This is a genomic window from Actinomyces sp. SKVG-SVH-4(1), from assembly GCF_048514265.1.
In the GTDB taxonomy this organism is placed as follows: Bacteria; Actinomycetota; Actinomycetes; order Actinomycetales; family Actinomycetaceae; genus Actinomyces; species Actinomyces oris.
The window spans coordinates 25905-39557 of the sequence record NZ_JBGEVE010000001.1 but is presented as its reverse complement, the minus strand read 5'-3'; the positions used below and the strand labels follow the sequence as shown (position 1 = coordinate 39557).

Below are 13653 nucleotides of genomic sequence, written 5' to 3'. Positions count from 1 at the left end.
CTTCCCCTGCTCCGCCGCCAGGGCTGACGGGATCTTGCGGGCCGGTACCGATTGTGTCAGAACCCGCCCGAAAGGAGGGCCGATTAAGATGAGTTCTCGCGCCTCACTCGGGGCGCCGCCTCTCCCACCGCCCCCGCGACGACTCCTGCTGTGAAAGGCCGACTGTTGGTTTCTCCTCTCCGCGATGCCCCTGACACTCCGCGCCCGGCCGCAGCCCGCCCTGAGGCGGTCATCGCCGGGACCTCGTCGGAGGAGTCCGGCTACCGGTTCACGGTGCTCACCTCTCGGCTCATCCGCATGGAGCACTCCCCCACGGGCGTCTTCACTGACGCCGCCACCCAGCTGGTCGTCAACCGCGACCTGGGTGAGACGCCGTCGTTCCGGGTGGTGCACGGTCAGGACCGCGTGGAGATCATCACCGAGCACCTGCACCTGACCCATGTGCCCTCCCTGGGATTCTCCCCCGCCGGGCTCAGCGTCAGGCTGCGTTCGACGGCGCTGCACGCCCACGGCGGCACCTGGCACCACGGCGACGTGTGGGACCCGGCCGAGACCTTCCCGACGAACCTGGGCGGTACCACCCGCACCCTTGATGAGGCCGACGGCGCCGTCGCCCTCGGTCCGGGCCTGCTGAGTCTCAACGGCATCACCGCCCTGGATGACTCGGCCTCGCTGCTGCTCACCCAGGACGAGTGGGTTCAGCCCCGTGAGCCCGGCAACCGCCTGGCCGACGGGGCGCAGGACCTCTACGTCTTTGGCTACGGCCAGGACTACCAGGAGGCGCTGCGCGACTTCTTCCACCTCACCGGGCCGAGCCCACTCATCCCGCGGGCGCTGCTGGGCAACTGGTGGAGCCGCTACCACCCCTACAGCGGCCAGGAGTACCTGGCGCTCATGGACCGCTTCGCCGCCGAGGAGCTGCCCTTCTCCGTGGCCGTCATCGACATGGACTGGCACGTCACCGACATCGACCCGGCGATCGGCACGGGATGGACCGGCTACACCTGGAACCGGGAGCTGTTCCCGGACCCGGCGGCCTTCCTGGCCGGCCTGCACGAGCGGGGCATGCTCACCACGCTCAACGTGCACCCGGCCCAGGGGGTGCGCCGCCACGAGGAGGCCTATGAGGAGGTCTGCGCCGACCTGGGCCTGGATGCGAGCACCGGGGAGGACGTGCCCTTCAACATCGCCGACCGGGACTTCGTGGGCTCCTACCTCTCGCGCCTCCACCATCCCCTGGAGGACGAGGGCGTGGACTTCTGGTGGCTGGACTGGCAGCAGGGCGGCTCCACGACGGTTCCCGGCCTGGACCCGCTGTGGATGCTCAACCACGTCCACTACCTCGACTCGGGCCGCGAGCGCCCGGCGGCCGACGGTGGCGTGGAGCGGCGCCGACCGGTGACCTTCTCTCGCTTCGCCGACGCCTCGAGCCACCGTACCCCGGTGGGCTTCTCCGGGGACACGATCATCAGCTGGGACTCCCTGCGCTTCCAGCCGCGTTTCACGGCCACGGCCGCCAACATCGGCTACTTCTGGTGGTCCAATGACATCGGCGGGCACATGCTGGGCGGCAGCGACGACACGATGGCGGCGCGCTGGTTCCAGCTGGGCTGCTTCTCCCCCATCAACCGCCTGCACTCGTCGAATTCGGGCTTCACCTCCAAGGAGCCGTGGCGCTACTCGCGTGACGCGCGCGCCACGATGGAGGCGCACCTGCGGCTGCGTCACCGGCTGGTGCCCTACCTGTACACGTGGGCGCGCCGCTCGGCGGGTGAAGGCATCGCTCCGGTGCGTCCGGTCTACCACGACCACCCGCGCGAGCTGGCCGCCTACGAGCACCGGGGCAGCTTCTGCTTCGGGGACCTGCTGGTGGTGCCCTTCACCTCCCCGCTCGATGTGGCCACCGGCCTGGGGCGGGAGCTGACCTGGCTGCCCGACGGCGTCTGGTACGACCTGCCCACGGGGCGCCGCTATGAGGCCACCACCGGTGGGCGCGGGCGCATGCTGAGCCTGTCGCGCCCGTTGGACAGGATCGGGGTACTGGCCCGGGCCGGCTCCGTGATCCCTCTGGCCGGGAACCTGACGGAGGCGGCCGGGGACAATCCGCGCGAGCTGGAGATCGTCGTCGTGCCCGGGGGCTCGGGGAGCTTCACCTTGGAGGAGGACGACGGCTCGGCCCAGCCCGGGCAGGACCAGATCGCCCGCACCCACATGGCGCTGACCTGGCCGGAGGCCGAGGAGGAGGACGGCGCCGACGTGGTGCTGCGCATCCGCCTGGAGGGGGCGGCCGACGTCGTGCCGGCCTCGCGGCTGGTGACGGTGCGGCTCCTGGCCGGCCAGGTCGCCGGCGCCTGGCTGGGTGTGGGTGAGCGGGCACGACGGCTGGCCACCGAGGAGGTCCGTGGGGACGGCTTCACCCTGGGGGCCGGGACGCTGGTGCACCTGGAGGAACTGAGCCGCCAGGAGCTCATCGACGGCGTCCAGCTGGTCCTCCGCGGCACGAAGCACTCCCCAGCCGACTGGCGCGATGAGGTCCACGCGATCCTGGACGCCGCCCGTGTGGAGTACATGGCTAAGGACCTGGCTTGGGACGCGGTGCAGCGGGGCCTGAGCGGAACCGCCCTGCTGGGTGAGCTCGAGGCCCTGGGCCTGCCGGAGACGCTGCGGGCGGCCGTGGCCGAGGTGCTCCCCCACTCCTGATCAGGCTCCGAGCGCCGACTCCGGCGGGTCGGCTCGAACCGGCCGACGGGCGCATCGGGCCGCCGCTAGGCTGCTGGGTATGAGTGAGACCCCCACCCCGCGCTTCCCGGAGGCCGAGCCCTACTTCGTGGGCGACGAGCGCACCAACCGCGAGCGCATGCTCGCCGGTGACTGGTACGTCGCCGACGACCCGGACAACGCCAGGATCGCCGCCCACGCCCGCACAATGCTCCACCGCTTCGAGCGGGCCTTCGCCGAGGGCGAGGAGGACTGCTGGGACCTGCTGCGCTCAGCGATCCCGGGGCTGGGCGACAAGGCACACCTGCTGCCGCCGGTGCGCGTGGACTTTGGGGACAACATCGCCGTGGGTGAGGGGACCTTCGTCAACTACGGGCTCGTGGCCCTCGACGTCGCCCGGATCAGTATCGGCGCGCACTGCCAGATCGGCCCGAACGTCCAGCTGCTCACGCCGGTCCACCCCCTGGAGCCGACGCCGCGCGCCTGCTCCCTGGAGGCGGCCGACCCCATCACGATCGGGGACAACGTGTGGCTGGGCGGCGGGGTCATCGTCTGTCCCGGCGTGACCATCGGGGACAACTGCGTCATCGGCGCGGGCTCGGTAGTCACCAAGGACATTCCCGCCAGCAGCCTGGCGGTGGGCAACCCGGCCCGGGTCCTGCGCCAGCTGGACGACTCCACCTTCGGCCCCCGCCATCAGCACCCGCCTCAGGAGACGCCGCAATGACCCCCGAGACCTTTTCCGACCTGGCCGCTTCCCGGCACTCCGTGCGGGACTTCCGGACCGATCCCGTACCACCTGAGGTCATCGAGGAGATCCTGGAGGATGCCCGCCAGGCACCGAGCTGGTCCAACACCCGACCCTTCATGGTGGCGCTGGCCACCGGTGAGCAGGCGGACCGTCTGCGCGCGGCCTACATCGAGGAGTTCGACGCTGCCCTCCCTCTCCAGCACAAGGAGCCTGGGGCGATGGCCCGCCTGGCCCTGAGCGGCAAGGCGCCCGACGGCGACTACCCGACCTGGGCGCCCTACCCCGCGGACCTGCTGCCCCACTCCCAGGCGGTCGGTGGCCGGCTGTACGCGCACATGGGTATCGGCCGCAAGGACCGCGAGGCCCGTGACGCGGCCGCCCGCCGCAACTGTGAGGCCTTCGGCGCCCCGGTCATCGGTTTCGTCCTGGTCCACGAGGGCCTCATGCCCTTCGCCGCGCTCGACGCCGGGATCATGTTGCAGACCCTGTTCCTGTCCGCCAAGGCCCACGGCGTCGACTCCTGCCCCCTGGGGGTCCTGGCCACCTGGCGCCGTCCCTTCGACGCCGAGTTCGAGGCGCCGTCGGACTACCGCCTCATCACGGGCTTCGCTCTGGGCTACGCCTCCGAGGCCCCGGTCAACGACTTCCGGGCCGAGCGGCGCCCTGTGCGCCTGGTGCCGAGCCGCAGCTGATCCGGTTGCGGTCGGCTCACGCCGTCACCGCCCGAGGTGCTCGACGTCGCGGTCGTACCTTGAGCCTCGCGTTCGAGGGGTAGAGGGTACGACCGCGCGCCCCATGGTACGAACACACAGTGCTCCGTCCTGGTTTCGTGACGGATCCTATGCCGGCTGCGTGCCGTCCAGTGCGGCCTGAGGCGGGCGGCGCCAGCAGGGCGGGACGACGAGCCCGCGCCGGCGGACCGCCAGCAGCATGGCCACGCCGGCCGCGGTGCACAGCACGACCGCGACGACGGAGGCCTCGATTCCCATGGCTCCGCCGGTCAGCAGGTCGGGGCCGGTGAAGCGGGCCTCGATGAGTCCGCGTCCTGACCCGGTGCCGGAGATGTCGGAGCCGAAGATGCCGCCCTGGACGAAGTTCCAGGCGGCGTGCAGCCCGATCGCCAGCCACAGGCGACGGGTGAGCAGGTAGCAGGCGCCCAGCAGGATGCCCGCCTCCAGTGCGATCGCCACTGCACCGAAGACGGTGGCTTGAGGGTTGCCGAGGTGGGCGGCGCCGAAGAACGCTGCGGTGATGGCCAGCGCCCACCAGGTCCCCAGCCACCCCTCGATGAGGCGGAGCATGACACCTCTGACGAGGATCTCCTCGGTGAATCCGGCAACGATACCGGCTTGGAGGCCGACGAGGATCCCCGTGTTCCAACCGACGTCCACCACGTGATAGGAACCGAGCAGGGCCAGGACCGCGATGACGGCACCCATGAGCAGCGCACCCATGGCCAGGCCGGCCAGGAGCTCACGCAGTGCCGCCCCACGCCCGCCCAGCTCGATGACGGGCCGGCCACCGACGAAGCGCACCAGCAGCCAGTACCCGAGCACGGTCAGGGGCACGGCACTGATTGCGACGATGAACGCGACACCCGGGCGGGCTGCCGCCCCGCCCCCGTGTCGCACGAGTCCAGTCGCCACCGCCAGCAGCCCGACGATCATCTGAGCGCCGAGGACGACCAGGATCCCCAGAAGGAGCTGGAGCCAGCCGAGGCGCTCCGCCTTCCGCGGAGGAATGCGCCACTGGGGACTGACCGGGACGAGCCGGTCCAGGAGGCGAGGAGCCCGCGGATCCACGGATGATGTCGGGAAGGAGACCGGGGTGTTCATGACCCCAGTGTTTCCTACCCGCCGATTGCCACACCTCCCCCGCCAGGAGGAACCGGCGCCCACTGACTTCAGCACGGTTTCCGATACCGCGGGAGGCTGATGGCGGATGGTGTTGTCAGATCTTGGCGACGGGGGCGTAGCGCAGGATGAGGCGCTTGGTGGTGGGGGCGCCGTCAATGACGAACTCGACGCGGGCGGTCAGGGATCGTCCCTTGCCCTCCAGGCCGACGACGGTGCCCACCCCGTAGGAGTCGTGGCGGACCTGGTCGCCGGTCCTCAGCCCGGCGACGGCTGCGGGCAGGTCCTCCGAGGAGGCGGCACCGGCCGGTGAGGAGTCGCTCTGCTTGCCGCGGGCCTCGAGGCGGGCGGAGGCGCGCTTGGCGGCCCGGTCCTGGGCGGTCTCCACGCGCCCCAGCTTGCCCGAGCGCTTGGTTCCTGCGCCCACGGGCGGGGCGAAGTCATCGTCGTCGGAGTAGGAGCTCTGCCGGGAGGAGCCTGAGCGCCGCCCGCCCGAGCCGAAACCGCCCTCGCCCCAGCTGCTGCCCCAGCCGGTGCCGCCGCCGCGCAGCGCCTCCATGGAGGAGGCCAGACGCTTCCAGTCGATGGTCTCGTCCGGTACGTCGTCGAGGAAGCGGGAGGCGGGCATGGCGTTGGCGGCTCCCCAGGCCGAGCGCACGGCGGCGCGGGTGAGGTAGAGGCGCTCGCGGGCGCGGGTGAGGGCCACGTAGGCCAGGCGCCGTTCCTCGGCGAGCTCGGTCTCCTCGGCCAGGGAGCGGCTGTGAGGGAAGGTGCCGTCCTCCATGCCGGTGACGAAGACGACCGGGAACTCCAGGCCTTTGGCGGTGTGGACGGTCATGAGGGTGATCTGACCCTGCTCCTCGGCCTGCCGGGCCTCCTCGTCCTCCAGGTCGGCGCTGGGCGGGAGCTGGTCGGAGTCGGCCACGAGCGAGACGCGTTCGAGGAAGTCGGCCAGGGTGCCGTCGGGGTTGGCGGCCTGGAAGTCACTGGCCACGGAGTGGAGCTCGGCGAGGTTCTCCACGCGGGTGGCGTCCTGGGGGTCGTCGCTGGCGCGCAGCTCGGCGAGGTAGCCCGAGGCGTCCAGGGCGGAGTCGAGGACGTCGGCGACGCCGTCGCCGGCGGTGACCATGTGGCGCAGGGTGGTGAGCAGCTCGTGGAAGCCGCGCACCTGGTTGCGGGCCCGGGTGGTCAGGCCCTCGACCTCGGGCGGCTCGTCAGTCCCGGTGGTGGAGGGTGCCTGTCCGTCGGTGTTCTCGGTTCCGTCCGTCTGGGCCTCACGGGAGGCTCCGGCGGCGTCGGCGACGGCTTGCCCGAAGGAGACGGAGTAGCGGGCGGCGTGCTCGGCCAAGGCACCCTCGGCCTTGTCACCCAGGCCTCGTTTGGGGACGTTGAGAATGCGGCGCAGGTTGACGTCGTCGTCGGGGTTGTCGACGGCGCGCAGGTAGGCGATGGCGTCCTTGATCTCGCGGCGGTCGTAGAAGCGGGTGCCGCCGATGACCTTATAGGGCTGGCCGGCGCGCATGAAGGCCTCTTCGAGGGCGCGGGACTGGGCGTTGGTGCGGTAGAAGACGGCGACGTCGCGGGGGCGCACGCCGTGCTCGTCGGCCAGGCGGTCGACCTCCTGGCTGATCCAGCGGGCCTCGTCGTGCTCGGAGTCGGCGACGTAACCGGTGATGGGGGCGCCGTCGCCGGCGGCGGTCCACAGGTTCTTCTCCCGCCGGCCGCTGTTGCGGGAGATGACGGCGTTGGCGGCCGAGAGGATGTTCTGGGTGGAGCGGTAGTTCTGCTCCAGCAGGATGGTGCGGGCCGAGGGGTAGTCCTCCTCGAACTCCTCGATGTTGCGGATGGTGGCGCCGCGGAAGGCGTAGATGGACTGGTCGGAGTCGCCGACGACGGTGAGCTCGCCCGGAGGCAGGGCTGAGCCGGCCCCAGAGGTGCCGGGCCCGCCGACGAGCTCGCGCACGAGGACGTACTGGGCGTGGTTGGTGTCCTGGTACTCGTCGACCAGGATGTGGCGGAAGCGGCGCCGGTACATCTCGGCCACGGCCGGGCGGGTCTGGAGCAGGGAGACGGTGCGCATGATGATGTCGTCGAAGTCCAGGGCGTTGGCGGCGCTCAGGCGCTGGGCGTAGGCGCGGTAGACCTCGGCGAGGTGACGCTCAAGGGGGTTGGAGGTAACGGCCCGCTCGGCGAACTGGGCCGGGGTGATGAGCTCGTTCTTGAGGTCGGAGATGCGGTGGGCGAAGGTCTTGGGGGTGAAGCGCTTGGGGTCGATGCCCAGCTCACGCACGATGAGGGTGATGAGGCGGGTGGAGTCGGCGGCATCGTAGATGGAGAAGGTGGAGCGCAGGCCGGCGGCCTCATGCTCGCGGCGCAGGATGCGCACGCAGGCGGAATGGAAGGTGGAGACCCACATGCGCTCGCCGGCGGGGCCCACCAGGGCGGTGACGCGTTCACGCATCTCGGCGGCGGCCTTGTTGGTGAAGGTGATGGCCAGGATCTCGCCGGGGCGGGCGCGGCCGGTGGCGATGAGGTGGGCGATGCGGTGGGTCAGGACCCGGGTCTTGCCCGAGCCCGCACCGGCGATGATGAGCAGGGGGGCGCCGGCGTGGGTGACGGCGGCCTCCTGGGCCGGGTTGAGGCCACGGATGAGCTCGGCCGGGTCTGAGACTGTAACGCCCCAGGCCGGGCCAGTGGGCCGGCCCGAGGGCGCGGCGCCGTCGGCCCGGGCGCGGGCCGCGGCGGCATTGGCCTGGGCGCGGGCGACCAGAGCGGAGACCTCATCCTGACGCTCCTCCCAGGTGGGGGCTGCGGCCGACTCGTCCTCAGGCGGTGGGGCGTCCTCGGGGCCCCAGTCCTCCTCCGGGGCCTCGGCCTCGGCCCAGGAGTCGTCGTCGAAGGAGCCTGCGGCGGGGACGAGGGCGGGCAGCGCGGCCTCGGGCGGCGGCGTGGCCGCACCGCCGGAGCCGGGCATGGGCAGGGCACCGAAGAGGGAGTTCATCACGTTCATCGTGAGGCCAAGCCTAGGCCAGGCCACCGACATGTCCCGCTTTCCCCGCCGCACCGCCCGCCTTCACAGTACGTTGTGAACAGGTTGCGAAAGCCGCTGCGAGAGGAACCCAGATGCGCACCATCGCCCTGTACACGACCGAGACCATGGCGGACTGGGAGTACGCCTACCTCACCACTCAGATCGCGGGCGCGGAGCAGCTCAAGCCCGGTCGCTTTCGGCTCCTGCTCGTGGGCGACGGGCTGAATCCGGTGCGCACGCTCGGCAACCTGCCACTGACGCCTGAGGCCGACCTCGACACCCTGCAGGCCCTGGCCGACGACGGCTCGCTCGCAGCCCTGGTCATCCCTGGAGGAGACCACTACGCGGCTGGGCACGACCGGCTCATCAAGGCAGTCGGCCGTCTCGCGAATGAGGAGATTCCGGTGGCGGCCATCTGCGGCGCCACGCTCCTGCTGGCCCGCGGTGGTTTCCTGGACGAGCGCCGCCACACCTCAAATGCCGCTCAGTACCTGGAGGCCAGTGGATACCGAGGCGGTGCGCACTATGTGGAGGCCCCAGTGGTGACCAACCGAGGCGTCACCACGGCCTCAGGCATTCACGCGATCCCCTTCACCGCGGAGATCATGCGGATCACCGGGCTCGTGCCCAACGCTATGGCCGACACCTGGGAGCAGGTCTTCCTGAGCGCCCGGGAGGACGACTACATGGCACTCATGGAGGCGACCGCCGCCTGGCAGAACAGCTAAAAGGACACGGGTCAGCGCCTGCCGCCACAGGACAACGAGTCGCTACGACACACCCCTGGCATCAGCGGCAAGCCGCGGCCGCTCGACTGAGCAACCTCTCCCCGAAGGGACCACAGAGCCCGCCCAAGGACACTTCCTTGCCCACCTAATACGAACCTCGTACTATACGTTCTACGTAGTAGTTGGATGTGAGCGCAGCATCTCGCTGTCGCGTGAGTCCGAGGAGGCTTCCATGAGTCGAGCAATCGAGTACCGCACATTCGGCGGGCCAGAGGTCCTGGAGGAGGCCGAGCGCCCGCCGCAGGTACCCGGCGACGGAGAGGTACGCATCGCGGTGCGCGCCGTCGGGCTCAACCCCCTCGACTTCAAGACCTTCCGAGGCGATCTGCGAAGGCTTGAACGGGTTCAGCGCATCCTTCATCCTCGACGCTGGCTGGAGGGCGCATCCGCTCGCTTCCCCGGGGGCGTGGCCCGCGACTTCGCAGGCGTCATTGATGCCGTCGGTGCGAACGTCACCGACCTCGCCGTGGGCGATGCCGTACTGGGTACCTTGCGAAGTGCGCCCGGTCAGGCCGACACCCGCGGGGCACTCACCACCGAGCTGGTGGCACCCGCCGACGACGTCATCAAGAAGCCAGCTCCACTGTCCTTCACACAGGCGGCCTGCCTGGGTGTGGCTGCACAGACCGCGTGCGGCGCATTCAGACACCTGAACCTGCACGAGGGCGATGTCATTGTCATCAGTGCCGCCGCGGGCGGTGTGGGTTCGCTCGCCTCTCAGCTGGCCGCGAGCCGAGGCGCCACCGTCATCGGAATCGCCGGCGCCCGCAATATGGACTACCTCCGCTCCTTGGGTGCCATTCCAGTCACCTACGGTGAGAATCTGACCAGCCGGGTTCGCGACGCGGCTCCCTCCCCCGTCACCAAGCTCCTGGACTGCTACGGCGGTACCTACGTACGGCTTGGCCGCGATCTCGGACTGACGGGCCGTTCCATCGGCACCCTGGTTCCCTCGCCCGCAGCAATCCTCAGGGGCGCGCAGTTCACCGGCTCACGGCACAGCAGTGGACGCGGCGACCTCGAGGAGGTGGCAGAGCTGGTGGCGGATGACGCCATCAAGGTTGAGGTCGCCCACACCTATTCCTTCACAGTGGAGCAGATTCGCGCCGCCTACACCGAGCTGGCAAAGGGTCACGTCCGTGGCAAGCTCGTCATCGATCTATCCTGACACTCATCCATGTTCACCCCGATCAGGAGGGCCGCTTGAGCGGAGGGATTCACGATCAGCGTCTCATCCGGGCGTTGCGTGCCATGAACAGCGAGCTCGCCGCCAGCAACCGCGCTGTCGCTGCGAAAACTGGACTCAATGACAGCGACCTGGCGGTACTCGACGCCCTGCACCGCGACGGCCCGCAGACCCCCACTGCCCTCGCCCGCCGCACCCGGATGGGGACGACAACGATGACGAGCGTGCTGCGGCGACTCGTCCGCGATGGCTGGGTTGAGCGTCGCCCCAGCGAGACGGACCTGCGCTCCTTCACCATCCACGCCACGAGCGCTGATCGTCTCGCCGAGATATTCCTGCCCGCCAACCGGAAACTGACGGCACTGGTGGACGGCTGGCCCGAGAGCCGGGTCAATCAGCTCATTGCGTTCCTGGAGGACGCCACGACAGTGATCCACGAGTCGGCGGATCAGCTATCCTCCGCAGGCGGTCGTAACTCCTGACCCAGATCGTGCACCCAATCCACGAACGGCGATTCCACACCCGCTCAAACTGCAACACCTCAACTCACCAGATGCGAGCGAGCGTCACTCAGCCCGAACAACCACCTACTGCCCCGCACCAATACCAGCAAACACCAACAATTTAAACAAAATACAAACCTTGCGCATAGCAAATATAATAATGCACTAAATTACAACTCATACCCCACTCCTTACGGTCAATGAGTTTGAAATTCAGCCAAAATTATACACTTCTTCTTCGAGTCTCATGAATTTCTGGACAAACGACATTATCTCTATGATTAACAGCCACGACAATTAGCCCAACAAGCGCCACAATGGACGTGAGCACACCCCAAAATATATCGCAACGAAAAAGATGAAGAATAATCGAACTTGAATACAGTGCAGGTAATCCACACAGTAACAACATACTAAAATGCCATGCGAACCACCTCGGAAAACGAGCAACTCTCGGAGTAATGTAGCGTTCGCCTATACTGGAACCAAATATAACCTCATCATTATTCTCATATTCCTTGTATACAATTGGATCAGGTGCAACTTTAGCGATAAGGCGCTCATACTCTCGGCACTGGAACGCATGTCCACTAGTAGCCCCCGCCATAATCGAGTGATGAGCAAGCAATGCCCAAGGAATGCTAGAAATCAAAAACAACCATTCCTCAGGCACTCCTTCGGGATTAGGTAAGAAAATAATAGCTAAACCCAGGGAACTCACAGCAAACCCCAAAATGTTAGTACTGGCCCCAAACATTGCAGCGCAATCTGCTCGTTCAGCCGCGTAACTGGCAATCACAATGTCGATCTGCTTCTGATTCATTGAAGGACAGGACGGGTCGTTGTTCTCATTCTCATGCATAGCATTCTCTCGAAGTAATCCTAGTAGGTGCAGACGTGAATTATGACACGGAGGTCAGATCACTAAAACCCTGATATTGCTCAATAGACTAATTCCGATGCTCAGTCTGAAGTCCGTACTCCTCAACCGACACCCCTACGTCACGACAAACGAGACTTCCACAACCAAAACCGCAGAGTAATTTGTGTGCTCAAAATCCCTCGAACTTCAATAGCCACGCAAGCACAACTACCAGCAGCATCGCTCCCCGCCATCTCCAGTTATACGCTGAACACCCCCTTATTCTTTTAAAACAAACCAAATTAACAAGATTATGAGTTAACGAGACGACTCAGTAACTTCAGACACGATCATCTTCCGATCCAACGATTCACACGACCGCACGAGCAACCTACCCATCTCTCCCATGGAAATATGATCGTCGTCGCAACCGGAGTGACCCTTAGATCAATACTTGGAAACGTAACGTCAATTCCTTCATCACTATACCTTCGACGGGATCCACCACACAAAGTACCCGGCCTCCCTCGCTCAGTTAAATACACACTAATCCCGTACTCCGATAGTTACACAGTATTATCAGCCCACCGTACTAGAATGTTCAGCTCTCGCACATAACACATGCCAGCAACCTAACGACCGCGGTCGTAATCGTTCAGCACTTGCATATACAGTTTCACATAATCCGAACCAGTGACATGAGGAGACATGTCAGCCAACGCGCCCTTCGTATTCTCAACAAGTTGCTGATACAACGCCGGTTCGACAATCTGTCGCATTCCTTTCGTTAGACTCCTAATATCTGGGCGCACAAGTAGGCTGTTACGCGAACTTAGCCCAGCATCAAGACGGTCATCACAATAAAGGATAGGAACTCCGGCGACAAGTGACTCGGGGATAACGACGGGTTGATTATCGAAGCGATACGACGCAAGAACAAACACGTCAGCTTCACACAACAATTGAGCAACTCTTTTTAGGCTGCCTACGTGTCCGGTAAAGGAGATGTTCATCTCTCCCTTTGCGCGCTGCATCAACCTGGCGCGTTCTGCACCGTCACCAACAATAACTAGTTCACTATTTTGTATGGCAGCCTTTTTAAAGGATTCGATGATAACATCAACTCGTTTCTCCTTAACGAGTCGACTTACGCTGATAAAACGTAGTCTGCCATCCCTTTGTTTACCGCCAAGTCGAATTTTGCGCACATGATGCTCAAAAGTACGATTGTATCCAGTCCGCACGACTGCGATAGATGAAAGCAATCCATTTGATGCGGCTCGTATATAGTTCGACATGTACCGTGAAGGTGTAGTCGATGCGTCGACTGCGTAAGCAATGATTGCTTGAGTACGCCAATCAAACCGACAAATCCTTTTATTCAAGGCGAGTCGAGGAGCATCGGTAGGGAATCTCGGTAGATGGCGCATGTGAATACGAGCGATATTGGTTGCCAACATACGATAGCCAAGACTTGCGAAGAAAGTCGAAATTGGCACGGTATGCGCTCCGGCTATGTTGGTATGAAATGTATGGACATGTGGGATACGCTGCATTTGCGCTAGTTTCGACGCCAACAGTAACGCTCCAGTGTCGGTTTGACTATGAACCACGTCAAAACGATACTTCCCTCCAATTTCACGCAATGTACGACGAGAAACGCGCAGTATTCGTGTGTGCTTAGGCATTCCAGGGAGGCGAAACGAAGGAACCGTAATTACTTGAGTACTTTTTGGAATTATACTATCCGAGACCGGCGCAATTAATGTGACCATATGCCCCAAGCGAGTGAGTTCCTCGATTTGAGTTTGAACAGATCGACTTACGCCGCTTCCCGACGGGAACTTATCATCGATAATAACTGCAACAGAAAGATACTTCATGCGGAGACCATCCTTCGCAACTATTCTGAATCGTGACGCGAAGCAACCTAAATTGTGACACTAGGCGAGAGAATGAAT

Annotated in this window: 10 protein-coding genes; 6 read left to right on the top strand and 4 right to left on the bottom strand. The window is 65.3% G+C overall.

From position 1 onward, the window contains the following. Positions 1–165: 165 nt before the first annotated feature. The 3 genes from AB7V09_RS00155 (at position 166) to AB7V09_RS00145 (ending at position 4161) form a co-directional block, all read left to right on the top strand. Complete coding sequence (locus tag AB7V09_RS00155) at positions 166–2700, top strand: TIM-barrel domain-containing protein (protein WP_419142574.1); 2535 nt, start codon at positions 166–168, stop codon at positions 2698–2700. A 79-nt stretch (positions 2701–2779) separates the two neighbouring features. Next, positions 2780–3445, top strand: a complete 666-nt coding sequence (locus AB7V09_RS00150) for a sugar O-acetyltransferase (protein WP_419142573.1) — start codon at positions 2780–2782, stop codon at positions 3443–3445. Further along, a complete protein-coding gene (locus AB7V09_RS00145) occupies positions 3442–4161 on the top strand; it encodes a nitroreductase (protein WP_075414658.1) in 720 nt (239 codons plus the stop codon). The genes AB7V09_RS00150 and AB7V09_RS00145 overlap by 4 nt, the downstream gene beginning before the upstream one ends. Before the next feature lie 147 nt (positions 4162–4308). Here AB7V09_RS00145 and AB7V09_RS00140 read toward each other — a convergent pair whose 3' ends face one another. Both AB7V09_RS00140 and AB7V09_RS00135 read right to left on the bottom strand, forming a co-directional pair. Beyond that, a complete protein-coding gene (locus AB7V09_RS00140) occupies positions 4309–5304 on the bottom strand; it encodes a lysostaphin resistance A-like protein (RefSeq protein ID WP_419142572.1) in 996 nt (331 codons plus the stop codon). 115 nt (positions 5305–5419) lie between these two features. Further along, positions 5420–8332 (bottom strand): UvrD-helicase domain-containing protein, encoded by a 2913-nt coding sequence (locus tag AB7V09_RS00135; RefSeq protein WP_419142571.1) that lies wholly within the window; start codon positions 8330–8332, stop codon positions 5420–5422. 113 nt (positions 8333–8445) lie between these two features. On the opposite strand from AB7V09_RS00135, the gene AB7V09_RS00130 reads away from it, so the two are divergent. The 3 genes from AB7V09_RS00130 (at position 8446) to AB7V09_RS00120 (ending at position 10809) form a co-directional block, all read left to right on the top strand. Next, positions 8446–9081: a DJ-1/PfpI family protein gene (locus AB7V09_RS00130; RefSeq protein ID WP_419142570.1), complete on the top strand. Its 636-nt coding sequence runs from the start codon at positions 8446–8448 to the stop codon at positions 9079–9081. 232 nt (positions 9082–9313) lie between these two features. Further along, positions 9314–10309, top strand: a complete 996-nt coding sequence (locus AB7V09_RS00125) for an NADP-dependent oxidoreductase (RefSeq protein ID WP_075414654.1) — start codon at positions 9314–9316, stop codon at positions 10307–10309. Between the two features lie 35 nt (positions 10310–10344). Continuing rightward, positions 10345–10809, top strand: coding sequence for a MarR family winged helix-turn-helix transcriptional regulator (locus tag AB7V09_RS00120; protein WP_075414653.1), 465 nt, complete (start codon positions 10345–10347; stop codon positions 10807–10809). Positions 10810–11053: 244 nt separating this feature from the next. On the opposite strand, the gene AB7V09_RS00115 is transcribed toward AB7V09_RS00120, so the two are convergent. Then, positions 11054–11653, bottom strand: coding sequence for a hypothetical protein (locus tag AB7V09_RS00115; protein WP_143225325.1), 600 nt, complete (start codon positions 11651–11653; stop codon positions 11054–11056). 671 nt (positions 11654–12324) lie between these two features. Further along, on the bottom strand, positions 12325–13575 hold the full coding sequence (locus tag AB7V09_RS00110) for a glycosyltransferase (RefSeq protein ID WP_075414652.1): 1251 nt from the start codon (positions 13573–13575) through the stop codon (positions 12325–12327). Positions 13576–13653: the final 78 nt, after the last annotated feature.

Bases quoted from the DNA above. Each gene is read 5' to 3' on its own strand.
- AB7V09_RS00140 (WP_419142572.1), bottom strand. From the start codon at position 5,304: ATGAACACCCCGGTCTCCTTCCCGACATCATCCGTGGATCCGCGGGCT.
- AB7V09_RS00145 (WP_075414658.1), top strand. From the start codon at position 3,442: ATGACCCCCGAGACCTTTTCCGACCTGGCCGCTTCCCGGCACTCCGTG.
- AB7V09_RS00115 (WP_143225325.1), bottom strand. From the start codon at position 11,653: ATGAATCAGAAGCAGATCGACATTGTGATTGCCAGTTACGCGGCTGAA.
- AB7V09_RS00150 (WP_419142573.1), top strand. From the start codon at position 2,780: ATGAGTGAGACCCCCACCCCGCGCTTCCCGGAGGCCGAGCCCTACTTC.
- AB7V09_RS00130 (WP_419142570.1), top strand. From the start codon at position 8,446: ATGCGCACCATCGCCCTGTACACGACCGAGACCATGGCGGACTGGGAG.
- AB7V09_RS00135 (WP_419142571.1), bottom strand. From the start codon at position 8,332: ATGAACGTGATGAACTCCCTCTTCGGTGCCCTGCCCATGCCCGGCTCC.
- AB7V09_RS00110 (WP_075414652.1), bottom strand. From the start codon at position 13,575: ATGAAGTATCTTTCTGTTGCAGTTATTATCGATGATAAGTTCCCGTCG.
- AB7V09_RS00125 (WP_075414654.1), top strand. From the start codon at position 9,314: ATGAGTCGAGCAATCGAGTACCGCACATTCGGCGGGCCAGAGGTCCTG.